This window comes from Jannaschia sp. 2305UL9-9 (assembly GCF_041403465.1).
Taxonomy (GTDB): domain Bacteria; phylum Pseudomonadota; class Alphaproteobacteria; order Rhodobacterales; family Rhodobacteraceae; genus Jannaschia.
This window is the reverse complement of sequence record NZ_JBGEHM010000004.1, coordinates 36676-60484: the sequence shown is the minus strand read 5'-3', so window position 1 is coordinate 60484 and position 23809 is coordinate 36676. Positions and strand designations below refer to the sequence as shown.

At 65.6% G+C, this 23809-nt stretch carries 21 protein-coding genes; 9 read left to right on the top strand and 12 right to left on the bottom strand.

What is annotated here, in order from left to right:
- Window position 1 precedes the first annotated feature (1 nt).
- The 8 genes from accB to V6N07_RS15235 all read right to left on the bottom strand — a co-directional run bounded on the left by accB (window position 2) and on the right by V6N07_RS15235 (window position 8747).
- Complete coding sequence (gene accB, locus V6N07_RS15270) at window positions 2–499, bottom strand: acetyl-CoA carboxylase biotin carboxyl carrier protein (RefSeq protein WP_371157333.1); 498 nt, start codon at window positions 497–499, stop codon at window positions 2–4.
- A 193-nt stretch (window positions 500–692) separates the two neighbouring features.
- Window positions 693–1160 carry a hypothetical protein gene (locus tag V6N07_RS15265; protein ID WP_371157331.1) on the bottom strand — a complete coding sequence of 156 codons (468 nt, stop codon included), beginning with the start codon at window positions 1158–1160 and terminating at the stop codon, window positions 693–695.
- A 114-nt stretch (window positions 1161–1274) separates the two neighbouring features.
- Window positions 1275–3233, bottom strand: a complete 1959-nt coding sequence (acs, locus tag V6N07_RS15260; RefSeq protein WP_371157329.1) for an acetate--CoA ligase — start codon at window positions 3231–3233, stop codon at window positions 1275–1277.
- A gap of 73 nt (window positions 3234–3306) precedes the next feature.
- The gene (locus V6N07_RS15255; RefSeq protein ID WP_371157327.1) at window positions 3307–4062 is read right to left on the bottom strand and encodes an ABC transporter ATP-binding protein; all 756 of its coding nucleotides are present in this window, start codon (window positions 4060–4062) and stop codon (window positions 3307–3309) included.
- An 80-nt stretch (window positions 4063–4142) separates the two neighbouring features.
- Window positions 4143–4904: an ABC transporter ATP-binding protein gene (locus tag V6N07_RS15250; RefSeq protein WP_371157325.1), complete on the bottom strand. Its 762-nt coding sequence runs from the start codon at window positions 4902–4904 to the stop codon at window positions 4143–4145.
- Between the two features lie 5 nt (window positions 4905–4909).
- The gene (locus V6N07_RS15245; protein ID WP_371157323.1) at window positions 4910–6193 is read right to left on the bottom strand and encodes a branched-chain amino acid ABC transporter permease; all 1284 of its coding nucleotides are present in this window, start codon (window positions 6191–6193) and stop codon (window positions 4910–4912) included.
- Between the two features lie 4 nt (window positions 6194–6197).
- Window positions 6198–7229, bottom strand: coding sequence for a branched-chain amino acid ABC transporter permease (locus V6N07_RS15240; RefSeq protein ID WP_371157321.1), 1032 nt, complete (start codon window positions 7227–7229; stop codon window positions 6198–6200).
- 141 nt (window positions 7230–7370) lie between these two features.
- Window positions 7371–8747, bottom strand: coding sequence for a substrate-binding protein (locus V6N07_RS15235; protein WP_371157319.1), 1377 nt, complete (start codon window positions 8745–8747; stop codon window positions 7371–7373).
- 242 nt (window positions 8748–8989) lie between these two features.
- On the opposite strand from V6N07_RS15235, the gene V6N07_RS15230 reads away from it, so the two are divergent.
- The 8 genes from V6N07_RS15230 (at window position 8990) to V6N07_RS15195 (ending at window position 17313) form a co-directional block, all read left to right on the top strand.
- Window positions 8990–10237, top strand: a complete 1248-nt coding sequence (locus V6N07_RS15230) for a short-chain fatty acyl-CoA regulator family protein (RefSeq protein ID WP_371157317.1) — start codon at window positions 8990–8992, stop codon at window positions 10235–10237.
- 100 nt (window positions 10238–10337) lie between these two features.
- Window positions 10338–10769: a response regulator transcription factor gene (locus V6N07_RS15225; RefSeq protein ID WP_371157315.1), complete on the top strand. Its 432-nt coding sequence runs from the start codon at window positions 10338–10340 to the stop codon at window positions 10767–10769.
- Entirely contained in the window at window positions 10759–11067 is a 309-nt protein-coding gene (locus tag V6N07_RS15220) for a hypothetical protein (protein ID WP_371157313.1), read from the top strand. The genes V6N07_RS15225 and V6N07_RS15220 overlap by 11 nt, the downstream gene beginning before the upstream one ends.
- A 2-nt stretch (window positions 11068–11069) precedes the next feature.
- Window positions 11070–13745 (top strand): ATP-binding protein, encoded by a 2676-nt coding sequence (locus tag V6N07_RS15215; protein ID WP_371157603.1) that lies wholly within the window; start codon window positions 11070–11072, stop codon window positions 13743–13745.
- Window positions 13746–13868: 123 nt separating this feature from the next.
- Window positions 13869–15062, top strand: coding sequence for a hypothetical protein (locus V6N07_RS15210; RefSeq protein ID WP_371157311.1), 1194 nt, complete (start codon window positions 13869–13871; stop codon window positions 15060–15062).
- A gap of 302 nt (window positions 15063–15364) precedes the next feature.
- Entirely contained in the window at window positions 15365–15499 is a 135-nt protein-coding gene (locus tag V6N07_RS15205; protein WP_371157309.1) for an RSP_7527 family protein, read from the top strand.
- 63 nt (window positions 15500–15562) lie between these two features.
- Entirely contained in the window at window positions 15563–16771 is a 1209-nt protein-coding gene (locus V6N07_RS15200) for an RSP_2647 family RNA methyltransferase (protein WP_371157307.1), read from the top strand.
- Window positions 16768–17313 carry an RSP_2648 family PIN domain-containing protein gene (locus V6N07_RS15195; RefSeq protein ID WP_371157305.1) on the top strand — a complete coding sequence of 182 codons (546 nt, stop codon included), beginning with the start codon at window positions 16768–16770 and terminating at the stop codon, window positions 17311–17313. The genes V6N07_RS15200 and V6N07_RS15195 overlap by 4 nt, the downstream gene beginning before the upstream one ends.
- Before the next feature lie 20 nt (window positions 17314–17333).
- Here the strand turns inward: V6N07_RS15195 and V6N07_RS15190 are convergent, their stop codons facing one another.
- Window positions 17334–19793: a penicillin acylase family protein gene (locus V6N07_RS15190; protein WP_371157304.1), complete on the bottom strand. Its 2460-nt coding sequence runs from the start codon at window positions 19791–19793 to the stop codon at window positions 17334–17336.
- A 79-nt stretch (window positions 19794–19872) separates the two neighbouring features.
- On the opposite strand from V6N07_RS15190, the gene V6N07_RS15185 reads away from it, so the two are divergent.
- Window positions 19873–20751: an NAD(P)-dependent oxidoreductase gene (locus V6N07_RS15185; protein ID WP_371157303.1), complete on the top strand. Its 879-nt coding sequence runs from the start codon at window positions 19873–19875 to the stop codon at window positions 20749–20751.
- Window positions 20752–20850: 99 nt separating this feature from the next.
- Here V6N07_RS15185 and V6N07_RS15180 read toward each other — a convergent pair whose 3' ends face one another.
- Genes V6N07_RS15180 through V6N07_RS15170 form a run of 3 tightly spaced genes read right to left on the bottom strand, consistent with a single transcriptional unit; the run spans window position 20851 to window position 23706 of the window.
- Complete coding sequence (locus V6N07_RS15180) at window positions 20851–22155, bottom strand: TRAP transporter large permease (RefSeq protein ID WP_371157302.1); 1305 nt, start codon at window positions 22153–22155, stop codon at window positions 20851–20853.
- Between the two features lie 2 nt (window positions 22156–22157).
- A complete protein-coding gene (locus tag V6N07_RS15175; protein WP_371157300.1) occupies window positions 22158–22664 on the bottom strand; it encodes a TRAP transporter small permease in 507 nt (168 codons plus the stop codon).
- Window positions 22665–22722: 58 nt separating this feature from the next.
- Window positions 22723–23706: a TRAP transporter substrate-binding protein gene (locus V6N07_RS15170; RefSeq protein ID WP_371157298.1), complete on the bottom strand. Its 984-nt coding sequence runs from the start codon at window positions 23704–23706 to the stop codon at window positions 22723–22725.
- Window positions 23707–23809: the final 103 nt, after the last annotated feature.

Below are 23809 nucleotides of genomic sequence, written 5' to 3'. Positions count from 1 at the left end.
TCTACCCCAGAATGACCAGCGGGGCACCGAATTCGACGGGGGCACCATCCTCGACAAGGATACGCTTTACCTTGCCTGCACGGGGGCTGGGGATCTGGTTCATGGTTTTCATCGCTTCGACGATCATGAGCGTCTGACCTTCGGCAACGGTGTCGCCGATCTGGATGAAGGGGGCCGCGCCCGGCTCGGCGGACATATAGGCCGTTCCCACCATGGGCGAGGTGACGGCACCGGGGTCCTGTGCCGGATCGGAAACGGGTGCCTCGGCGGCGGGTGCGGCCGCGGCCTGCGGCGCGGACGTCGGGGCAGGGGTGGTGGCGGCGGGTGCAGCGGCATATTGAACCTGCGCAACCGGCGCGGGTTGACGCGAGACGCGGACGTTCAGGCTGTCGTCGTCGCCATATTCGCGCATCACCTCCAACTCCGTCAGGTCATTTGCCCGGAGAAGTTCCGCCAGCGCCTTGATGAAGGCGACGTCGCTTTCGTGGTGTTTGGTCATTCCATCCTCGCGTCGTGTTTTGCCGCACTTACCGCAGGGCGCGGGCGAGGGAAAGAACTTCACACGTCAGCAACGCGTGACCAGTGTGAACCGCCCCGAAGGCGGGCGATGCGCTGGGATGCTGCCTGTCAGGCAACCGCTTTGCACCCTTTGAGCCTTGGCCGTGCAGGGCAGGAACGGCGCCGGCAACTTGCTAGGCCTCCCTGTCCGCAGTGGCCAAACCGACCGTGCGCTCGGTATCCTTCGCGTCCATCTGGCGCAGGGTTTCCAGGTCTCCGGTCAGCTTCGGGATCGCATCTACGGGGACGGGGATGCGGGACATCAACTCTTTCTGGATCAGCCCACGTTCGGCCGCGGCGGCGCGGCGCTCCTCCTCCGTGGTTTCCCGGGCATCCTGCGACGTGTCGGGCGCAGCGCCATTGCGCCCCTCTGCGCCCGGGCGGGTATCCGACGTGGCATTGGTGCCGCGGCTGGCCATCACCGGGGGGATGGCCATGCGCGCAAGGCTCAGTTCCGCAGGTGCCAAGCCGCCCACCGCCGATCCGCCGGATGCGGGGCTGGGTGGCGCGGGGCGATCCGCTGGTGGCGGGGACAGGTTCGGCGCATCGCGCTGGGTCTTCGTGACAGGGCTGAGCGGTTGGATGGTAGATATCAGTGACATGATCTTCTCCGACGTTGCCCCCCGTCATGAAAATACCGTGGCCCGCCCTCGCGCGCCACGGTTTCCGTTCATCTGGATTAACGACTGGTTAGCGGGTTACCCCACCCGAACCGGTCAGCCCCTGTTCATGCGGTTTGCGATCAACTCGTCCACGACCGACGGATCGGCGAGGGTCGACGTGTCGCCCAGCGCGCCGAAATCATCCTCGGCGATCTTGCGCAGGATACGGCGCATGATCTTGCCCGAGCGTGTCTTGGGAAGACCCGGCGCCCATTGGATCAGGTCGGGCTTGGCGATCGGGCCGATTTCCGCACGGACCCAGACCTCCAGCTCCTTGCGCAACGCGTCTGTCGGCTCCTCCCCGCTCATCAGGGTGACATAGGCATAGATGCCCTGGCCCTTCACGGTATGGGGGTAACCGACGACGGCACTCTCGGCGACCTTCGGGTGGGCGACGAGGGCGCTTTCCACCTCCGCCGTGCCCATGCGGTGACCCGAGACGTTGATGACGTCATCCACGCGGCCCGTGATCCAGTAGTAGCCGTCCTCATCCCGGCGACACCCGTCCCCGGTGAAATAGTAGTTCTTGTAGTCGCTGAAATACGTCTTCTCGAAGCGCGCGTGATCGCCCCAGACGGTCCGCATCTGCGCGGGCCAACTGTCCTTGATGCAAAGCACGCCGGAGGCTTCGGTCTCGTGGATCTCGTCCCCGGTCGTCGGTTCCAGAATGACCGGCTGCACGCCGAAGAAGGGCAGGGTCGCGCTGCCGGGCTTTGTGGGGGTCGCGCCGGGCAGGGGGGTCAGCAGGTGACCACCCGTTTCCGTCTGCCACCACGTGTCGACGATCGGGCAACGGCCCCCGCCGATCACGTCGTTGTACCAGTTCCAGGCCTCCGGGTTGATCGGCTCGCCCACGGTTCCGAGGATGCGGATGGAGCTGAGGTCGTAGGGTTTCACGAAGGAGTCGCCTTGACCCATCAGGGCGCGCAGGGCGGTCGGCGCGGTGTAGAACTGGGCGACCTTGTGCTTTTCGCAGACGGCCCAGAACCGGCCCGCGTCAGGGTAGGTCGGCACACCTTCGAACATCAGCGTGGTGCCGCCATTGGCGAGCGGGCCATAGACGATATAACTGTGCCCCGTGACCCAGCCGACGTCGGCGGTGCACCAGAACACTTCGCCGTCCTTGTAGTCGAAGGTGTACTGATGGGTCATCGAGGCATAGACGAGATAGCCGCCGCTGCTGTGCACCACGCCCTTGGGCTGACCGGTCGAGCCGGAGGTGTAGAGGATGAACAGCGGGTCTTCGGCGTTCATCTCTTCCGGGGGGCAGTCGTTGGAAACCTTTGCTTCCTCCTCGTGCAGCCAGTAGTCGTTCTCCGACCGGAAGGCGATCTGCTGGCCGGTCCGCTTGACCACGAGGCATTTGACGTCGTCGGTGTCGTGCAGCAGGGCCTTGTTGACGTTGTCCTTGAGGTTCGTGATCCGGCCACCGCGCGGCGCGCCGTCGGCGGTGATGACGACCTTGGCGTCACAGCCGTTGATCCGTGCGCCAAGGGCGTCGGCCGAAAAGCCGGCGAAGACGATTGAATGGATGGCGCCGATGCGCGCGCAGGCCAGCATCGCATAGGCAGCTTGCGGAATCATCGGCATGTAGAGGACGACACGGTCCCCCTTGGTGACGCCGAGGGACTTGAGGACGTTCGCCATCTTGCAGACATGCGCGTGCAGCTGCTGATAGGTGATATGCTGTGCCTCGTCATCGGGGCTGTCTGGTTCCCAGATGATGGCGGTCTGCGTTCCGCGGTCCTTGAGGTGGCGATCGATGCAGTTGGCCGCCACGTTCAGGGTGCCGTCGTCGAACCATCTGATGTCGATATTGCCGGGGGCGAAGGACGTCTGCTTGACGCGGGTGAATGGCTTGATCCAGTCGATCCGCTTGCCATGCTCGGCCCAGAAGGCCTCCGGGTCTTCGATGCTGGCCTGATACATCGCGTCATAGGTGGCGCGGTCGGCGTGGGCGTTTGCGGCCATCTCGGCGGATGGCGCGTAGGTCGGGTTCTTTTCGTCGAGCATGTGGGTCTCCTCCGGTTGCCCCTTGGGGCGGAGGCGGGGGCAATCCGGTGCCCCCGCAGGTCGTTTGGGTCGGTCAGATCGCGAGGTATTCGGCGCGCAGGCCTTCGTCCGCCAGCACCTCGGCGGCCGTGCCATCGAATACGACACCGCCGGTGTCGAGGATGACGGCCCTGTCGGACAGCTCCAGCGCACGGACGGCATTCTGTTCCACGATGATCGTGGTCATGCCCAGCTTGCGCACCTCGTGAAGCGTTCTCTCGATCTCGTCCACGATGACGGGGGCAAGGCCCTCGTAGGGTTCGTCCAGCAGCAGCAGCTTGATATCGCGGGCCAGTGCGCGGGCAATGGCCAGCATCTGCTGTTCGCCGCCCGAAAGCGTCACGCCCTCCTGCTTGCGCCGCTCGCCCAACTTGGGAAACAACTCGTACAACCGTTCCAGCGACCAGCCGATGGGCGGGGCGATCTGCGCCAGCTTGAGGTTTTCCTCCACGGTCAGACCGGGGATGATGCGGCGATCCTCGGGCACGAGGCCAAGGCCCGCGGCGGATGCCTGATGCGCCTTCATCGTATGCAGCGGCTGGTGATCCAGCCAGATCTCCCCTCGCTGCAATTCCGGGTCACCGACACGGGCGCAGGTGCGCAGGGTAGATGTCTTGCCTGCGCCGTTGCGTCCCAGCAGGGCCAGGATCTCGCCCTCGTGGACGTTGAAGCTGACGCCTTGGACGATGTAGCTCTCGCCGTAGTAGGCGTGGATGTCATGGACGCTGAAATAGGCGGGTGCGGTCATTGCCTGGTTCGCGTTGCGGGTGAAGTCTGGTTTGACGTTCATCTGTCTGTTCCTTCCTGAAGAGGCGACGCGGTGATCCGCGCCCTACGGTGGGGGTAGGGCGGGATCGCCCCGCCGCTTCCTTAGTGACCGGAGCTTTCGCCCAGGTAGGCTTCGCGCACCTTGGGGTGGCCCTTGATCTTGTCGGGCGTGTCTTCGACCAGGGGTGTGCCCTGTGCGAGCACGGTGATCCGCTCGGCCAGAGAGAACACGACATGCATGTCGTGTTCGATGATCGCGATGGTGATCGGGCGGGTTTCCTTGATCTGCTTGAGCAGGTCGATGGTGTTGTTGGTGTCCGCCCGCGCCATACCCGCGGTGGGCTCGTCGAGCAGCAGGAGGCGCGGTTCCTGCGCAAGACACATGCCGATCTCCAGACGCCGCTTGTCGCCGCGCGACATGGAGGCCGCGTGCATGTGCCGCTTGTCCGCCATGTTCATGTCCTCGAGCATGTGCTCGGCACGATCTGTGATCTCCTTGTCGCCAAGCAGCGACTTGTAACCGTTCAGGGCGAAAGAGCCGTCGCGCTTGGCGAGGCAGGGGATCATCATGTTTTCCATGACCGTCAGGTCGCCGAAGATTTCCGGCGTCTGGAACACGCGGCTGATGCCCATCTGGTTGATCTCGTGCGGCTTGCGCCCGAGGACCGATTTACCTTCGAACGAGACGGAGCCCGTGTCGGGGATCAGCTTGCCCACGAGGCAGTTGAGCAGCGTCGATTTGCCAGCCCCGTTCGGTCCGATGATCGCATGGACCGTGCCTTCGGCGATGGAGAGGTTGACGTCGCCCAGTGCCTGAAGGCCACCGAACCGCTTGCCGACGTTCTTGACTTCGAGAATGCCCATGTCCGTTACTCCCCGGCTGCGCGTTGATCTGCGGCGGCCTTTTCGGCATCCGCGGATTTGCGGTCACGGCGGAATACCGTGGCCAGTTTCTGACCGCCCTGCACGAGGCCGCCGGGCAGGAAGATCACCACCGCCATGAACAGCAGGCCCAGTGTCAGGTGCCATCCCTTGCCCACGAAGGGGTAGATGATGGCGACGACGACGCTTTGCAGGCCATCGGGCAGGAAGGCGAACCATGCGTTCAGGGTCGATTCGTTGATGGTCGAGACGATGTTCTCCATGTACTTGATGAAGCCCGCGCCAAGGACCGGCCCGATCAGGGTGCCCGCACCCCCGAGGATGGTCATCAGGACAACTTCGCCCGAGGCGGTCCAGAACATGCGTTCCGCGCCGACCTGCGTGTCCATCGCCACCAGCAGACCACCGGCGAGGCCCGCGTACATGCCCGAGATCACGAAGGCCGCGAGGGTGTAGGGCTTGGGCGAGATGCCGGTGTAGTTCAGGCGGTTCTGGTTGGACTTGACCGCCTTCAGCATCATCCCGAAGGGCGAGCGGAAGATGCGGATCGACAGGTAGAAGGCGGCCAGCATGGCGATGCCCGCGATGTAGTAGCCCGCGTTCAGCGTGAAGAGCCACGATCCGACGACCAGTTCATAGCTGCTGCCCATCTCCAAGCCAAAAAGGTTGGCGCGGGGCGTGGTGCCTTGCTCGAGTGCCCCGTCGAGGATGCGGGGATCGAAATACTTCAGCTGCAGGCCCGTCTCGCCACCGGTGATCGGCGTCAGGACGGAATAGGCGAGCGCGAAGGACATCATCGCGAAGGCCAGCGTCAGGATCGAGAAGTAGATCCCGGAGCGGCGCAGCGAGATCCAGCCCACCAGTAGCGAGAACAGGCCCGCCACCAGCACCGACACGACGATCGAGGGGATGACGTTCAGCGTCAGCAGCTTCATCGACCAGATGCCCGCGTAGGAGCCTACGCCGAGGAAGGCCGCGTGACCGAACGACAGGTAGCCGGTCAGGCCGAACAGGATGTTGAAGCCGATGGCGAAGATCCCGAAGATCACGAAACGCTGCATCAGGTCGGGATAGCCCGCGTTGAACTGTGCCATCGCCGAGCCTTCGGGGAAGGGGTTCAGGATGAAGGGGGCCGCGAACACCAGGATCGCCACGAGGATCAGCAGGCCGCCGTCCTTTTTCGTCAGGCCGAGGAAACCGCCGGAGGATCTGGTGGCGGGGCGCGAGGCCCCCCCGGTTGCGATGGGTGTGTTGGATGTCTGGTCGGTCATTGGATTATTCCTCCATCACGCCCTTGCGGCCCATGAGGCCACGCGGACGGGTCAGCAGCACGACGATGGCCACGAGGTAGATTACGATCTGGTTGATGCCGGGCAGGACTTCGAGAACCTGCGTCATGGAGGCGAAGGCCTCGACGATGCCGAGCAGGAAGCCGGCCAGCACCGCACCGGGCAGGGAACCCATGCCGCCGACGACGACGACCACGAAGCTGAGCACGAGGAAGTCCATGCCCATGTGGTAGTTGGGCGAGTTGATCGGCGTGTACATCACGCCCGCCAGGCCCGCGACGGCGGCCGCGATCCCGAACATCATGGTGAAGCGCTTGTCGATGTCGATGCCCAGCAGGGTCACCGTCTCGCGGTCGGCCATGCCGGCGCGGACGACCATTCCGAAGGTGGTGAACTGCAAGAAGGCGAAGACGGCGGCGATGATGATGGCGGCGAAGAAGAAGTACACGAGGCGCCAGTAGGGATAGACGATCGATCCCGCATCGAAGCCCAGCATCAGGCCGAAGTCGAACGAGCCGACGAAGGCCGATGGGGCGGGCGTCGGGATCGGGTTGGCGCCGTAGAAGTACTTGATGACCTCCTGCAAGACGATCGCAAGGCCGAAGGTCACGAGGATCTGGTCGGCATGCGGACGCTTGTAGAAGTGCTTGATCAGCCCCCGTTCCATGAAGACGCCGATGGCGATCATGACGGGAATGGCGAACAGGATGGACAGCGGCACGGCCCAGTCGATCACGGTCGCCCCCGCGCTCTCGCCCAGCCAGTCGTAGAGATATGGCACCTCGACCGTTGCGGGGTTGCCGAGGAAGTCCGTCTTGGTCGGATCGACCACGGTGTGCGAGACCTGCAGCAGACGGCTGAAGGTGACGGCGCAGAAGGCGCCCATCATGAACAGCGCACCATGGGCGAAGTTCACGACACCCAGCGTGCCGAAGATCAGCGTCAGGCCCAGAGCGATCAGCGCGTAGGCGCTGCCTTTGTCGAGACCGTTGAGAATTTGTAGGATTATGGCGTCCATGACGTGCCCCCGGCGCGGCTATCGGATCAGGAAGATGGTCGCGGCCCGCGCAAGGCGGCGACAATATCGGGCTGTCGTCGCGGCCCGCGTGGGGCCGCGACGGGGCGGGCGGTCTGTGCCGCCCGGTATAAGGTCGGTGCCTTAGGCGCCGGGGTTACATTCACCCAGCGAGCCACCGGCGAACTGCGGGTGGTCGGGGGCGTAGGTAACCTGGTCGGCAGGGGTGACCTCGACGATTTCGACCAGGTCGAACTCGTTCTCGGGGTTCTCCTTGCCGCGCACCACGACGACGTCCTTGAAGCACTGGTGGTCGTCGGCACGATACAGGGTCGGGCCGTTGCCAAGGCCGTCGAACTCGTAACCCTCGAGGGCCTCGACGACGGCACAGGGGTTGAACGATCCGGCACGGGTGACCGCATCCGCATAGAGCAACGTCTGCACGTAGCAGGTGTGTGCGGCCTGCGACGGCGGGAAGCCGTACTTGGTGCCGAACGACTGCACGAAGGCATTGGTGCCCGCGTAACGGTCACCCAGCTGGTTCTCCAGCTTCCAGTCCCAGTTCTGCGAGCCGAGGATGCCGGCGATGTTCTGACCCGCACCGCGTGCCATCAGCTCCGAATACAGCGGCACGACGATCTCGAACTGCTTGCCGTTCACTTCGCGGGCACGCAGGCCGAACTGCACGGCGTTGGTCAGCGAGTTGACCATGTTGCCGCCGTAGTGGTTCAGCACGAGGATGTCGGCGTCCGACTGCAGGACCGGCGCGATGTAGGACGAGAAGTCCGTCTGCGTCAGCGGCGTCTTGACGGTGTTCACCGTTTCCCAGCCCATGGCTTCGGTCGAGGAGGTGATGGCCTCCTCGGTGGTATAGCCCCAGTTGTAGTCGGCGGTCAGGTGATACGCCTTGCGGTCGGTGCCGTACTGCGCGGCGAGAATCGGGGCCAGTGCGGCGCCGGACATGTAGGAGTTGAAGAAGTGACGGAAACCGTTCGCCTTCTTGTCCTTGCCGGTCGTGTCGTTGGCATGGGTCAGACCCGCCATGAAGATGATGCCGGCTTCCTGGCACAGGGCCTGAACGGCGACGGCCACGCCCGAGGACGATCCACCGGACACCATGATGGCGCCGTCCTTTTCGATCATCGAGCGCGCCGATGCGCGGGCCGCGTCGGACTTCGTCTGCGTGTCGCCGGTCACGAAGCCGACCTTGCGACCCAGGATGCCCGTGCCGTCCAGAACCTTGGACGAGAAGGTGGACAGCATGCCGCCGTCGCCTTCGCCGTTCAGGTGCTCGACCGCCAGCTGGAAGGCGCGCAGCTCGTCGGCGCCCTCGTCAGCGTATGGACCGGACTGCGGCACGTTGAAGCCAAGGGTGACACCGTCCGCGCCGGGCGCATTGGTGAAACCGGTGTGCCCGTCGGCCCAGACGTTGCTGGTGAACAATGTCGGAGCGGCGAGTCCGGCGCCTGCGGCAGCACCGGTCTTCAGCACGCCACGGCGGGTGAAGTTCGATTTGGTCATTGAGACCTCCCTTATGGTGGTTCCGCCTCTCCTCCTCCTGAAGGGGCGGTGGCCTGTCGCGTTGACAGGACACCCGCAGTATCGTCCCGGCGATGAAAATAATTCAATAAGTCACTGGTGGATGCTACGTTTTTTTGTAAACAAAATGACAAGGCGGCTGGCTGTGGTGTAAATTTGTTTTCGCGCTCATGCGGCAAATGGTCATTCGCAGGCGCAGCAATCGTGCTGAAACAGGGGGTTGAGTGGCAACAATCGGTTCAATCGGTCTGCGCATCCGGGAGCAACGTCTGGCCCGCGGGATCCGTCAGGCGCATCTTGCGGCCGAGGTCGGCATCTCTGCGTCCTATCTGAACCTGATCGAACATGACCGACGACCGATCGGGGGGCGGTTGCTCTTGCAGCTTGCGGAATCGCTTGACCTCGACCCCGCGGGGCTGTCGTCCGGCGTGGACGACGACCTGCTGGGGCGGTTGCGGTCGGCCGGCGCCGCGCAGGGGTTGCCCCCGTCGAGCCTTGCCACCGCGGACGAACTGGCCCGGCGCAACCCCGACTGGGCGCAGGTGATCGCGGCGCAATCGGCCACCATCGCGGCGCAGGCCCGAACGATCGAGGCCCTGTCGGATCGCCTGACCCATGATCCGGCCTTGGCCGAAGCGATGCACGAGCTGCTGTCGACTGTTTCGGTGGTGCGGTCCACGGCCTCCATTCTGGCACAGACGCCAGAGATCGATCCGAACTGGCTGGGACGGTTCCACGCCAATCTCGATGCCGACAGCCGCCGACTGGCGGATGGGGCAGAGGCGGTCGTGGGTTACCTCGACCGGGCGGCCGCGCGCGGCGATGACCGTCTGACCCCCTCGGAAATGGTCGCGCGTTTTCTGGACGGGCATGGTCACCGCTTTCCGACGCTGGAGGCCGAGGGACCGAGCGCGATCCCAGACATCGTTTCGGAGATCACCGAGCCGCAGGCACGGGCAATGGCCGCCGCGTTGCTTCAGGGGGATGCCGAGGATGCCGCGCGCTTGCCGCTGGATGTGGTGACCGCCACACCCGAGCCGGATGCCCTCCTGCCACTGGTCGCGGGTGAGGCTGCGGTCGTTCTGCGCAGGCTCGGGGTGGTCGATGCCGCCCGGGGACTGGTCGTGGCCGACGCATCGGGTGCGATGATCCGGCGCAAGCCGGTTGCGGGCTTTGCCCTCCCGGTGATTGGCGCGGGCTGCCCGCTCTGGCCGCTATACGAGGCATTGTCGCAACCGGGACGTCCCCTTGTCCGCGTGATCGAGATGCCGGACGGGGCGCAGTGGGTCGCCCATGCGGTCGCCGACCTGCGGCAGGCATCGGCGTTCGGGGCGGCGCAGGGTCTGCATGCGACGATGTTGCTGACGCGGGCGGTGCGGTCCGGGTCTGCCACGCCCGTCGGGCCGGGGTGCCGGGTTTGTCCGCGCGAGGGGTGCGCGGCACGCCGGGAACCGTCGATCCTGCCTGCGTGACCTGTCTGACGCGGTTCGGTCAATGATGCGGACAGGGTCTGGACATGGCGCGGCGAAGCATCGACAGTCGGGCCTTACGTGACCGGAGGGGAGGCCGGGCATGAGTGACAGCACCAAAGCCTATCCGAACGGTCCCGTTGCCGCGCCACGCCGCGTCCTCTTGATCGAGGACGAGGCGAACATCGCGACGGCCATCGCCTTCATTCTCGGACGTGCCGGTTGGCGCGTGTCGACCCATTCGGATGGCGCGACGGCCCTTGATGCCATCGTGCGCCATGCGCCCGATGTCGTCGTTCTGGACGTCATGCTGCCCGGAAGATCCGGTTTCGATGTGCTGGCCGCGATCCGCGAGGGGGATCGCCCCGACTTGCCGGTCATGATGCTGACCGCCAAGGGGCAAACCAAGGACCGGGAGCGTGCGGAGGCGCTGGGCGTCAGCCGGTTCATGACCAAGCCCTTTTCCAATCAGGATCTGTTGGACGCGGTCGACGGGTTGATCGCGCCGGGCCGCGCGGTGGACGATGGCCGCTGATCGACCCGCTTCGCCCAGCAGCGCTGCCAGCGCGGCCCAACGGCAGGCATGGCGAAAGGACAGGTTGCGAGACGCGGCGCGGCTGCTGCCTGTCCTCGGACTGGCGGCCCTCCTGTTGCCGGACCTCGTTCTGTCGGGTTCGGATGCCGCGACCGGTGCGACCCGGCCATGGCTTGTCTATCTCTTTGCCGCCTGGGCGGGCCTGATCATCCTCGCCATCTGGATTGCCCATCGCATCCGGTCCGAGACCCCCCATTCGACGGGGGACGAGGGGGACGCCCCCGGAGGGGCACCGTGACCCTGACGCTGAACCTGCTGGTTGCAGGGTGCGTCGTCTACGTCGCCTTCCTGTTCATCGTGGCCTTCATGGCAGAAAGGGCCGCCGAGGCAGGGCGCATGACCCTTTTGCGCGGGCCGTGGATCTATACGCTGTCCCTGTCGATCTATTGCACGGCCTGGACGTTCTATGGTGCGGTCGGATATGCCGCGCGGTCGGGGCTGGAGTTCGTGACGATCTACCTTGGCCCCACGCTTGTATTCATCGGCTGGTGGTGGCTGTTGCGCAAGTTGGTCCATATCGCGCGGACCGAGCGGATCACCTCCATCGCCGACATGATTTCCAGCCGCTATGGCAAGTCGAACGCCTTGGCGGTCCTCGTCACCATCCTCGCCGTCGTGGGCACCACGCCCTACATTGCCCTGCAATTGCAGTCGGTCACGCTCAGCTTTGCGGTTTTCGCCGCGCCCGGCACGCTGGCCGAGGATCTGACGTCGCTTGCCTTCTGGGTCGCCGCAGGACTGGCCGTGTTCACCATCCTGTTCGGGACCCGGCGACTCGACGCCGGAGAGCGTCACCACGGCATCGTCAGCGCCATCGCGGTCGAAGCGGTGGTCAAGCTGATCGCCTTGTGTTCGGTCGGTGTGTTCGTCGTCTGGGGGCTGAACGACGGACTCGTGGGCGTTGGACGGGCGATCGAGGCTTCGCCACTTGCCGACTGGACCGCGACACCGGGGCGCTGGGCGGGCCTTATCGTCGTGTCAGGGGCTGCGGTGATCTGCCTGCCGCGCATGTTTCAGGTGCTGGTGGTCGAGAACACGGACGAACGCCATCTCATGACGGCATCATGGGCCTTCCCGCTCTACCTCATGGCAATGTCGGTCTTCGTGGTGCCGATCGCGGTCACGGGCCTTGCGCGCATGCCTGCGGGGTCGAACCCCGACCTCTTCGTTCTGACCCTGCCGGTGGCAGAAGGGCGGGACGGGCTGGCGATGCTGGCTTTCCTCGGGGGATTCTCGTCGGCCACTTCGATGGTGATCGTCGCGGCGGTGGCCCTTGCGACGATGTTGTCGAACCATATCGTCATGCCCCTGTGGCTTTCGTTTCAGGGCGAAGGCCGGGCCACGATTTCCGGCGATGTGCGGACCGTTGTTCTGCGCGCGCGGCGTGCATCCATCCTGATCGTGCTGGCGCTGGGATATCTCTACTATCTCGTCACGGGCGGCACGGCTGCGCTCGCCTCGATCGGGTTGATCTCCTTCGTCGGCGTGGCCCAGGTCCTGCCCGCGCTGGTGTTCGGCCTGTTCTGGAAAGGGGCGACGCGTCTTGGGGCCGGGGCGGGCATCCTGACCGGGTTCGCCCTTTGGGCATGGTCGATGCTGATGCCGGTGTTTGCGGGCGGGGCGGCCATCGACGGGATCCTCGCGTCCGGCCCATGGGGGGTGGAATGGTTGCGCCCGCAGGCGATGTTCGGCGTGTCCGGCGACCCGTTGCTGTCGGCTGTCATCGTCTCGCTCGGCCTGAACTGTCTGGCGTTCTGCGTCGTTTCCCTGCTCAGCCTGCCATCCCCGCTGGAACAGCTTCAGGCCCCGAGGTTCGTGCAGGTTTTCGACCGCGCCGCCACGCCCCGCGGACGTCAGGGCGGTCGCGCCGGCGCCGAGGAACTGATGGTGATGGCCCAGCGGATTCTGGGCGATGCCGAGGCGCAGCATCTGTTCGCGCAGGAGGCGCGCGCCCAGGGCCGCAACGGCGACCTGCCCGAACCGACACCAGACATGATCGAACGTCTCGAACGGCGCCTTGCGGGGTCCGTGGGGGCGGCGACGGCAAACGCCATGGTGACGGGCATCACCGGCGATTCCGCCGTATCCGTCGAGGACCTGATGGCCGTGGCGGACGAGACCGCGCAGATCATGGAGTATTCGGCCCGCCTCGAAGCGCAATCCACCGAACTGACCCGAACCGCGCGGGAATTGCGGGAAGCGAACGACAAGCTGACCGCGCTCGGGGTGCAGAAGGACGCGTTTCTCAGCCAGGTCAGTCATGAACTGCGCACGCCCATGACGTCGATCCGTGCCTTCTCGGAGATTTTGCGCAGTGGCGGGCTGGAGCCGGAGGAGGCCGAGCGGTATTCCGGGATCATACTGGATGAAAGCCAGCGCCTGACCCGGTTGCTGGACGATCTGCTGGACCTCAGCGTTCTTGAGAACGGGCAGGCTCAACTGACGCAGACACATGTCACGCTGCGCGATGTTCTTGATCGTGCCGAGCGGGCGTCTTCCTTGGCGCAGGCGCGATTGCGTGTTCTGCGCACGCCAGGGGGCGAGGACATCACCATAGCGACGGACCCTGACCGTCTCAGCCAGGTCTTCATCAATCTGATCACGAATGCCGCGAAATACTGCACGGCGGATGCGCCGGAATTACGCATCGACGTGACGTATGTGGGGGGCGACGTTCTTGTCGATTTCACGGACAACGGCGCAGGCATCGCGCCGCGCGACCGGGGGCTGATCTTCGAGAAGTTCGCCCGCCTCAGCGATCAGGCCGCAGCCGGAAGTGCCGGCCTCGGCCTCGCCATCTGCCGCGAGGTGATGGCCAGACTTGGCGGGGGAATAGACTATCTGCCGGGCCGCAATGGCGCATCTTTCCGCGTGCGCCTGCCGGGCGTGAGCGACGTTCAGGAAGCTGCGCAATGATGCGGGCCCATGTGGGGGCAAGGCTTTGTTAACCTGAATGGGCCAGAACAGTCTCGCATCTTCAGCTTGCCGAGTTTCATGCCCAGCGATTCGTCCAAATCCATTCTTCGCCACATGGCGGGCATGACCGCACCCGCAACGTCGGAGGCGCCACAGCCACCATCGCCGTTGGAGCGTGCCCTTGCCACAGCGGCAATGCGTATTGCGGACGGCATCCCGGCCCTCGGCCTGTCCGTCCGCGCGCGCACATCGCACAGCGGCGCGGCCGAGACGGCCTTCGACGGATTGCCGGACCTTGGCCTGTGCCTGATGATAAACCCACCGCAACCCGCCGGTATGGCGGAGCCGTCCGCCGAACGGCTGTCCATGACCAGCGGTGCGATCGTTCTGGACGGGGCCCTCGTCGACAGCATGATCGAGGTGCAGACCATCGGCCGGGTCGAGGGCGCCGCCCGCCCCGCCCGCCGTCCGACGCGTATCGATGCCGCATTGTTGCAGCCTTTTGCGCAGGACCTCGTGGATCAGGCGGCGACCCTGCTTCCGCGTGACCACTGGGGGCCGCGGCCCGGGCGGATGCGGGCGGGCACCTATCTTGCCGGGACGGCATCCCTGCCCATGGTTCTGACGGCGGCACGGTATCTGACGGTTGCAATCGACCTGTCCCTCGGCGATGGCGCGCGGAGTTCGACCCTGACGCTGCTGCTGCCGGACGGGGCAGGCGACGAGGCGGAGGACGATGTGCAGATCGTTCAGCCCGATCCCGAGTGGTCGCGCAAGATGGATGCCACGGTCCGATCCGCCCCCGTCCGCCTGGAGGCCGTGCTGCCGCCCATCAAGATGACCTTGGCCGGTTTGGTCGCCCTGCGACCGGGGGACCTGATCGAGGTGGAGGGGCAGGCCTTGCAGGATCTGCGGCTGACGCCCGGGTCGCTTGGGTTGGGCGCGGCATCCCGGCCTCGCATGCCCGTCGGTGCACGGATCGGCGCGCGGCTCGGTCAACTCGATGGCGCGCGCGCGGTGTGCATCCAGACCTGCCCGAACGACCGGAAGACCGCTGACCGGGATCGCATGCAGGAAATTCCGGTCCGATCCGGCATGGCCCTTGTCGATGGCAGGGCGCTTGGCGGCGAACAGTCTTCTGCCCCGGATCGGACCGCCGCTATCCACGGGGACGACACCGGAATGCCTGCACCAAAGGTCGCGGCGGGCGGCGGCGCCAAAGCCGAAGACGACTCCCTTTCAGGCCTCGGCGATCTTCCGGATCTCCCGGACCTGCCGGGTTTGGGGGATCTGCCCGATCTGCCGGACGTGCGTTGATCACATGCCAATGCCGCACCGGACACGATCCCGACGATGATCGCTTCACGACGGGCAAAGACCTCGTCCGTAGCGGACGATCCGAATGGTCCCGCACGGGGCGGACATCGTCACCTTGGCAGGCGCGACGACTGCGTCGGCAGGCTTGGAATATCTGTCTGAGGCAAGACCATCATGCGGCTGACGCAGGACGGGGTTTCTGCGCGTGCATTGGTCATTCTGCACCTGCACACGTATATCGGTCTCAAGGAACACGGACGCTTGGCCATGGGGGTCACGGTGTCCGAAACCGGAGAAGCAAGATGCCCAATACCGTTGAAATCGACTTTGTAGAAATCGAAAACCGTGCCCGTGCCCTGCGTGCCGCCTATGTCCGCGAGCTGTTCGCATCGGTCGCCGCGCGTTTCCGCCTTCCTGCCCGCACCGCAGAAGCCTGATCCGATTGCCCGGCCCTGCGGGTCGGACATTGAACCCGCGCCGGGGCAGCGCTAGGGCAGGGCATGACTGATACGCCCGCGTCCTCCGACCGCCCCGTTTTGCGCCTGAAACCCAAGGCCGATGCCCGCCGCCTGCGCCACGGGCACCCTTGGGTCTATACAGACGATATCGTGACTGACCGACGCGCCCGCGCCTTGACGCCCGGGACGATCGCCGTCCTGCAGGACGCCGAGCGGGTGGATATCGCCACGGTCGCGGTCAACCTGTCGTCGCGGATCGGCGCGCGTGTCCTTGACCGCGACCCCACTGCGCGCATCGATGCCGGTTGGCTGAAGCAGCGGCTGTCTGCGGCGCTCGACCACCGGACCCGGCTGTTTTCCGAACCCTATTATCGCCTCGTGCACGCGGAAGGCGACGGCCTGCCCGGTGTGGTCATCGACCGTTTCGGGGACTTTGCCGTCTTGCAGCCGAATGCGGCTTGGGCCGACGACATGGCGTCGGTCTTCGCCGACGTCCTCGGATCGCTGGGCATGCCCCAGGTTCTGCTGAACGCCAGCGGACGCGCCCGCAGTGCTGAGGGGCTGGCGGGCGAGACGCGCTGGCTTGCCGGTGGGCAGGATGCGCCGGTGCCGGTCACCATGAATGGCGCGACCTACATGGCCGACCTTACCGGGGGGCAGAAGACCGGTCTCTACTATGACCAGCGACCGAATCATGGGTTTGTCGCCGAACTGTCAAAGGACGCGCGCGTTCTGGATGTGTTCAGCCACGTCGGCGGCTTTGCCCTCGCTGCCTTGGCCGGGGGGGCGAGGCAGGCGCTGTCCGTCGATGGGTCTGCGCCGGCGCTGGCTCTGGCCGAAGCCGGGGCAGAAGCGATGGGCCGCGCTGAAGATTTCGCGACCCGCAAGGGCGATGCCTTCGACGTCATGACCGCCCTCGCGGAGGAGGGAGCCTTGTTCGACGTCGTCGTGGCGGACCCCCCCGCCTTCGCGCCTGCGAAACCGGCCCTGACCGCCGGTCTGCGCGCCTATGAACGGGTTGCCCGGTTGGCGGCGCCATTGGTGGAGCAGGGCGGCTATCTGACCCTATGTTCGTGCAGCCATGCGGCGGATATGGTCAAGTTCCATGCCGCCTGCGTGCGCGGGATCGGTCGCGCCGGGCGCAGCGCGCAGCTGATCCGCACGGGATATGCCGGGGCGGATCACCCCGTACACCCGCAACTGGCCGAAACGGGATACCTCAAGGCGCTGACTTTCCGCCTGCTGCCGTGAAGGTCTTTCTGGACGCCTGTGTCCTTTACCCGACGGTCCTGCGCGAAATCCTGATCGGGTGTGCCGGTGCCGGGCTCTATCAGCCGTTCTGGTCCCCGCGGGTGTTGGAGGAATGGGCCCGCGCCGCCCGCAAGATTCCGGGGGGCGAGGTCGTGGCGCGCGGCGAGATCGCGCTGCTGCGGGCGAATTGGCCAAGGGCCGAAACAAGGCCGGGCGAGGCGACGCAGGCGCGTCTGTGGTTGCCGGACGAGAACGATATTCACGTTCTGGCGGCCGCATCCGATGCCGGGGTGGATCGTCTGGTGACCCTGAACATTCGCGATTTTCCCCGTGCCGATGTCGCGGCCGAGGGGATCGACCTGCAACCGCCGGACGCGTTCCTGATGGACCTGTGGATGCAGGACGGGCGCGCGGTGGCCGATGTGGTCGAAGGGGTGCGCGCCACGGCGGAGCGTCTGTCGGGAGAGCGGTGGCCGCTGCGCCCCCTGATGAAGCGCGCCCGCCTGCCGCGTCTTGGCAAGATGCTGACGTCCGGGGCCTGACCCCGAGGCGGCGATCCGCCCTATTGCATCGGCAGGAGCGTGGTCACCCCGACCGCGCCCGCGCGGGCCAGCGTCGGATCGAGCGTCATGGGAATGTATTCCCCCCTGCGCCACAATTCCCCGAGGTCATCGTAGTGACGCGACAGCGGGTGACCGGATTGGCCCGTGGAAGTGATGAAGATCGAACTCTCGGGATCCGCGAAGTCATAGACCCCGCGATAGGTGGCCGCGTGAACATTGGCGAAGGGGGTCGGCATTTCGCCGGACGTTCGCCCCCGGTTCAACGTGTTGTCCCCGCCCGAGGTCGACTGACGGATGTTCACCACCGCCCCCAGAAATGGCACGTCGCCCAATACGGGGTGATCGTGGCGCGCCTCATGGGCGTCGCCCCAGCGCCACGCTTCGACCCGTCCGCCGTAGGTTTCGTCGAGGTAGGTAAGCGCGTCGTCCAAGGCCAGCCGCGCAATGTCGGTGCAGCTTTCCACGACGGATGACTGAATGACGTCGCACCAGGCCGCCGCCCCGTCGGTATTGCGGAACACCCGTTCTATCAGCAGCGGTTCCAGCCGGTTGTAGGCATCCGCGAGCGGGCCGATGTCGTCGCGGATCAGACGATCCTGCAAGGCGCGCATCCAGGCCGCGTAGATCAGCGGTTCCGGCAGGTGTTCCGACATCTCGCCGTTCCACGCCGCCAGAAGTTGTAGCGCTGTCTGGCGTCGGCGTTCGGGGGTGCCCGCGGGCGCCGCCTCACCGGTGAACCACAGATCGGCACCCACCAGAGGCAGGAGGGCGCGCGCGGCGTTCGAAACCGTGTCGAGCTGCGCCTCGATCAGGCTTTCGCGCGTGTGGATATCGCGCGCTTGCATCAGGCGTTCCATGCGTTGCACGCGCTGACTGTCGCCCCAAACATATGTCAGGTGGCCGGGGAAGGGACGATCGACGACCTTGTTGTTCGTGTTGCCCAACAGGCCCGAGGCCGGGTCCAGCCAGACGGGGTTGTCGGTGAACGGGCGCAGACCATCCCAGCGGTTCGACGCGATCCAGCCGGGCGCGGGGATGCGGCCCTGGCTCTGATGGGCGGGGTCGCGGGCGGGCTGCCGCCCCATTACCTGCATCGCGATCCTGTTCCGATCCGCCAGCATCAGATTCTGCGCAGGTGCCACGAAATGACGGGCCGCCATCAGGCCATCCTCGATGGTCGTGGCGCGCATCAGGTCCAGCCCGGTGCGCAGCGACGTATCCTCGGGTGACAGGCCCGTCCACGACATTGCGGCGACATGACCCGGCGGCGTGACCGTGCCAAGGTCGAACTGGCTGCCGGTCAGAATGGGTCCATTGACGGATCGGCGCAGGGTCAGGGTCACGGGGGGCGCGTCCTTGATGGTGATGATCGACCGCTCCGTCTCGAATGCCGCAAAGCCGTCGGGCGTCTCGTATTCCTGCGGATTGTCCGGGTTCAGGCGCTCGATCAGGATGTCCTGATCGTCCATGTAGTTGGACGTCAGCGCCCAGCCGAGTGATTGGCTGCGTCCGGCCAGAATAATCGGCATTCCGGGGATCGTGCCGCCAATGACCCCGCCGGAGGTCAGTTCGAGCCGGGCGAGATACCACAGGGTCGGCGCGGTCAGGCCCATATGCGGATCGTTTGCCAACAGGGCACCGCCCGCCGCCGAATGGTCGCTTGCCACCGCAAAGCTGTTCGACGCACCGGCCAGCCCACGCTCGGGCACGGGCCAGAGGGTGGGGCGCTCCGAAGACGCGTAGTGCCGGGGCCCGAGCGTCGGGAAAAGGTCGGCGGCCATGGCCAGTTCGGCGGTTCCTGCGCCGGGAACGTCGGGATGCAGATCGCGCAACCTCTCCTCGGGCAGCAGGAGCGAGGCGCGTGCGCGCAGGACCTCCTCGCCGACATGGCCGGACAGTTGCAGGGCCATCAGTTTGACCACCGCGATGCTGTCCGCCGGTTGCCACGGCGCGACCTGTGGTTCGAACAGGAAGAATTCCGGCGCGCCCCGGCCCGAGGCGTCACGGTTCAGCACGTCGATCCGGGCGTTCACTCCGGCGGCATAGGCCTCGAGCATGGCGAGGGTGTCCGGATCCTGCGCCGAGACGCTGGCCGTTGCCGCGCGGTAGAGGCCAAGTCTGCGCAACAGTTCGTCCGTGCGCAGGGTCCGGTTGCCGAAAATCTCGGACAGGCGCCCCTGCGCGGTCCGGCGCAGCAGGATCATCTGCCAGAGGCGATCCTGTGCATGGGCATAGCCGAGGCCGAAGAACACGTCGTCATCGGTCGAACCGAAGACATGGGGCACGTTGTGCGTGTTGCGCACGATCTCGACCGGAGCGGTCAGGCCGCGCACCTCCTGTGTCTGATCGTATTCGGGCAGGGATCGCGAGGCGAGCCAGAGCGCAAGCGCAAGCGCCACGCCAAGCAGGATCAAGGTCAGGGTGACGATCCGGAAGGACCAGCGAAACACCTGCTGCATTCAGTAAACCCCCTGTTGACCCGATGGCCCGGGCCTGCATCTAACCGTCTGCAAGTATGGATGCAAAGGGAGGGTCGTCATGGCCAACGTCGCGTTTTTGGGAATGGGAGTCATGGGGGCGCCGATGGCGGGCCACCTGGCCGAGGCCGGTCATGCGGTGCGGGTCTACAATCGTACGGCCACCAAGGCCGAGGCCTGGGTCGCCAAGCACGGCGGCGGTCACGGCGAGACGCCGCGCGCGGCCGCCGAGGGCTGCGACATCGTGATGGCCTGCGTGGGCAATGACGACGATCTGCGGGGCGTCTGCCTCGGCGAGGACGGGGCATTCGCCGGCATGGCCAAAGGGTCGCTGTTCGTAGATCACACCACCGTTTCCGCCGGCGTCACGCGGGAATTGGCCGAAGCGGCCGCCGAACAGGGGATCGCCTATGTCGATGCGCCCGTCAGCGGCGGGCAGGCCGGGGCCGAAAACGGCCAGCTGGTCATCATGTGCGGTGGCGCGTCGGACGACTACGACCGGGCCGAACCGATCATGGCCAGCTATGCGAAGTTGACCAAGCGGATGGGCGATGTCGGCGCGGGCCAGCTGACCAAGATGGTCAACCAGATCTGCATCGCCGGTCTGTTGCAGGGGTTGTCCGAGGGGATGGCCTTTGCCCAGAAAGCCGGACTGGACGGTGAGGCGGTCGTCGATGTCATTCAGGGGGGCGCCGCCGGGTCGTGGCAGATGGTCAACCGCCACAAGACGATGCTGGCCGGGGAATACGATCATGGTTTCGCGGTCGACTGGATGCGCAAGGACCTTGCGATCTGCCTGTCGGAGGCCGAGGCGATCGGCGCCCCGCTGCCGGGAACGGCCCTGATCGATCAGTACTACAAGGACGTTCAGGCCATGGGCGGCGGGCGTTGGGATACCTCCAGCCTGATGGCACGTCTCAAGGCCCTGTCCGAGGGCTAGACATATCGGTCACCCGGAGCATCGCGGGCGCCGATGTTCCGGGTGTGTTTCCGGCCGCGCGCCGTCATGATGCGGGCCGCACCCGCGACGGCACGAACCCTACCTGAACATCAGGTTCGGCAGGAATGTCACGATCGCCGGGAAGGCGACGATCAGGACGATCGCGAACAAAAGCAGCAACAGGAAGGGCAGGGTTGCCTTCGCGATCTCTCCGACGCCCCGCCCTGTCATCGACTTCAGCACGATCAGGTTGAAACCGACCGGTGGCGTGATCTGTGCGCATTCGATGACGATCACCGCATAGACCCCGAACCAGATCGGATCGATGCCCGCCGCCTGGATCATCGGCAGGACGACCGAACTGGACAGGACGAGGATCGAGATTCCTTCGAGAAAACATCCCAAGATCAGGAAGAATACTGTCAGAACCGCGATCAGGCCGATGGGCGACAAGTTCATGCCATCGACCCACGATGCGACGACCCGCGGGATGTCGGCAAAGCCGACTGCGATCGACAGGCAGGCGGCGCAGGCGATGATGAAGGCGATCATGCAGGAAATGCGCGTGGCCGACAGAAGGCTGTCGATGAACATCTGGCGGCTGAGCGTGCGGTTGATGCCTGCAAGGATCAGCGCCCCGAGGATCCCGATCGAGGCGGCCTCGGTCGGGGTGGCGATGCCGCCGTAGATCGACCCGATGATGGCCACGATCAACAGGACCACGGGGATCAGCTCACCCGAGGCACGCACCCGTTCGCGCAGGCGCATGGCGGGGGGGACGTCTCCGTTGCGGTCGGGGTTCAGACGCGACCAGATGGCGATGTAGCCCGAGAACAGCAGGACCAGCATCAGCCCCGGCAGGATGCCCGCGATGAACAGGCGTGCAACCGATTGTTGTGCCACGACGCCGTAGACGATCATGATGATCGACGGCGGGATCAGCAGGCCGAAGGTGCCCGCCCCGGCCAGTGAGCCGACCATCATCCGGTGATCGTAGTTGCGGGCGCGCAGTTCCGGCAGGCTCATGCGGCCGACGGTTGCACATGTCACGGCGGAGGAGCCGGAGACCGCCGCCATCACGCCACACCCGATGACGTTCACATGCATCAGCCCGCCGGGCAGCCCCGCGACCCACGGTGACAGGCCCCGGAACAGGCTGGACGACAGGCCCGAGCGCATCAGGATTTCGCCCATCCAGACGAACAGGGGCAGGGCCGTCAGGGCCCAGTTCCAGCTGGCGTCCCAGATCGTCGACGCAAGGATCGATCCGGGCGGCAGCGGCGCGAAGAAGGCGAAGGTGATGAACCCGGCCGTCAGCAGGGACAGGGCGATCCAGACACCGCTGCCCAGCAGGACCAGCAGCGACAGGACAAGGACGAGCGAGGCGAGCGCGACAGGATCCATGCCTATTCCGCCACGCCATCATCGTTGGTCGCATAGTCCGGTTCCTGCCCGCGCAAGACGACGACGGCCTGTTCCAGCAGGGCCAGCACAAGAACGGCGAGGCCAAAAGCGACGGCCGATTGCGGTATCCACATCGGGATCGCCAGCAGGCCCGGGCTAAGTTCGTTGAAGCGCCATGTTTCGAGTGCAAAGAACCCGACCTGCCATGTCATGAAGCCGGTGATCGCGAGTCCTATGGCGCAGCACCACAACTCGACGATGCGGCGCACGCCGTCGGGCACGAATTGCGACACGAGGCTGACGCGCACATGTCCGCCGGCGATCAGGGTGTAGGCCAAACCGAGGAAGGTCGAAGCGGCGAGGAAAAAGCCCGAAAGTTCGGTCATCTCGATCGGGTGGCCAAACTGGCGCGCGCCGATCTGGACCAATGTGGCCACCGCGATCGCGGCAAGAAAACCGGCGGCAAGCCAGCCGCAGGCAGTGGCAAGGGCATGGACGGTGCGGCGCATGTGGGGTCTCCTGCAAGTAAAAGGGCGGCGCCCCGAAAGGCGCCGCCCCCGGGGGGTGTTACTGCGTTGCGTCGCGATAGGCCTGCAGGACGGCCAGCTCCGCCTCCGAGGCTTCGGCGCTCCATTCCTCGATCATGGCATCGCCGATCTCGGCCAGTTTCGCCTGAAGCTCGGGCGAGGCATCGCTGACGGTCATGCCCGCGTCGCGCAGCCGCTGCGTTGTGGCGTCACCGGCTTCGCGGCTCATCTCCCACGCGCGTTCGGTCGCGCGTTCGCCTGCGGCGATGATGGCCTCCTGCAACTCGGGCGACAGGCGCGCCAGAGCACGTTGATTTACGATCATCCCGTTCTTGTTGTGCATCGATCCGGTGTAGGTGAAGTGATCGACGTAATCCCAGGCCTGGATGTCGTTGCCGGTCTGGGCCGACGTGAACAGCGCCTCGATCAAACCGGTCGAGAAGGCCTGCGGCACTTCGGCGAAAGGCAGGATCGTGGCTTCGAAGCCCAGAAGCTCTCCCATCCGTTGGGTTGCGGGGGAATAGATGCGCAGTTTCACACCTTCGAACTGGGCGCCATCCTCGACCGGGAAGGTCGTATAGAACCCCTGGCCCGGCCAAGGGGAATAGCTGATGACCTTGGCGCCCGCGGCCTCGAAGGTCTCGTCGAACCAAGGTTTCTGCGCCTCCATCAGGGCCCAGCCGGATTCGTAGTCGCCCGCCACGTTGGGCAGGCTGTCCAGCGTGTACATGGGGCTTTCGTTGCCATAGACGCCGAACCGGATCTGGCCGATCTGGATCTGGCCGGACTGAACAGCGCGGCGGATGGCGTCCAGCTTGATCAGCTCGCCGTTGGGGCGCAGATCGATCTCCAACTCGCCGTTCGACGCCTCTTCGACCTCTTCGATGAACATGCGGATGTTCTTCGTGAAGAAGCTGTCCTCGGGATAGCCGGAGGCCATGACCCAGGTTGTCTGCGCAAGCGCAGGGGCCGACACGGCGAGGGTGGCCGCCAGCGCGGCGCCCAAGGCTTTGGTATAGGTCATGTAGTCTCTCCTTTTAGTGGTCGTGGGGGGCGGCGCCGGAGGCCAGCCATCGTCTTCGCGTCACAGGTTAAGATGCGCGCGCTTGCTGTTGCCTAGAGCGAGA

What these genes read in the sequence shown, in the direction of transcription:
- accB (WP_371157333.1), bottom strand. Translation starts at nt 499, where the DNA reads ATGACCAAACACCACGAAAGCGACGTCGCCTTCATCAAGGCGCTGGCG.
- V6N07_RS15265 (WP_371157331.1), bottom strand. Translation starts at nt 1,160, where the DNA reads ATGTCACTGATATCTACCATCCAACCGCTCAGCCCTGTCACGAAGACC.
- acs (WP_371157329.1), bottom strand. Translation starts at nt 3,233, where the DNA reads ATGCTCGACGAAAAGAACCCGACCTACGCGCCATCCGCCGAGATGGCC.
- V6N07_RS15255 (WP_371157327.1), bottom strand. Translation starts at nt 4,062, where the DNA reads ATGAACGTCAAACCAGACTTCACCCGCAACGCGAACCAGGCAATGACC.
- V6N07_RS15250 (WP_371157325.1), bottom strand. Translation starts at nt 4,904, where the DNA reads ATGGGCATTCTCGAAGTCAAGAACGTCGGCAAGCGGTTCGGTGGCCTT.
- V6N07_RS15245 (WP_371157323.1), bottom strand. Translation starts at nt 6,193, where the DNA reads ATGACCGACCAGACATCCAACACACCCATCGCAACCGGGGGGGCCTCG.
- V6N07_RS15240 (WP_371157321.1), bottom strand. Translation starts at nt 7,229, where the DNA reads ATGGACGCCATAATCCTACAAATTCTCAACGGTCTCGACAAAGGCAGC.
- V6N07_RS15235 (WP_371157319.1), bottom strand. Translation starts at nt 8,747, where the DNA reads ATGACCAAATCGAACTTCACCCGCCGTGGCGTGCTGAAGACCGGTGCT.
- V6N07_RS15225 (WP_371157315.1), top strand. Translation starts at nt 10,338, where the DNA reads ATGAGTGACAGCACCAAAGCCTATCCGAACGGTCCCGTTGCCGCGCCA.
- V6N07_RS15220 (WP_371157313.1), top strand. Translation starts at nt 10,759, where the DNA reads ATGGCCGCTGATCGACCCGCTTCGCCCAGCAGCGCTGCCAGCGCGGCC.
- V6N07_RS15210 (WP_371157311.1), top strand. Translation starts at nt 13,869, where the DNA reads ATGACCGCACCCGCAACGTCGGAGGCGCCACAGCCACCATCGCCGTTG.
- V6N07_RS15205 (WP_371157309.1), top strand. Translation starts at nt 15,365, where the DNA reads ATGCCCAATACCGTTGAAATCGACTTTGTAGAAATCGAAAACCGTGCC.
- V6N07_RS15200 (WP_371157307.1), top strand. Translation starts at nt 15,563, where the DNA reads ATGACTGATACGCCCGCGTCCTCCGACCGCCCCGTTTTGCGCCTGAAA.
- V6N07_RS15190 (WP_371157304.1), bottom strand. Translation starts at nt 19,793, where the DNA reads ATGCAGCAGGTGTTTCGCTGGTCCTTCCGGATCGTCACCCTGACCTTG.
- V6N07_RS15185 (WP_371157303.1), top strand. Translation starts at nt 19,873, where the DNA reads ATGGCCAACGTCGCGTTTTTGGGAATGGGAGTCATGGGGGCGCCGATG.
- V6N07_RS15180 (WP_371157302.1), bottom strand. Translation starts at nt 22,155, where the DNA reads ATGGATCCTGTCGCGCTCGCCTCGCTCGTCCTTGTCCTGTCGCTGCTG.
- V6N07_RS15175 (WP_371157300.1), bottom strand. Translation starts at nt 22,664, where the DNA reads ATGCGCCGCACCGTCCATGCCCTTGCCACTGCCTGCGGCTGGCTTGCC.
- V6N07_RS15170 (WP_371157298.1), bottom strand. Translation starts at nt 23,706, where the DNA reads ATGACCTATACCAAAGCCTTGGGCGCCGCGCTGGCGGCCACCCTCGCC.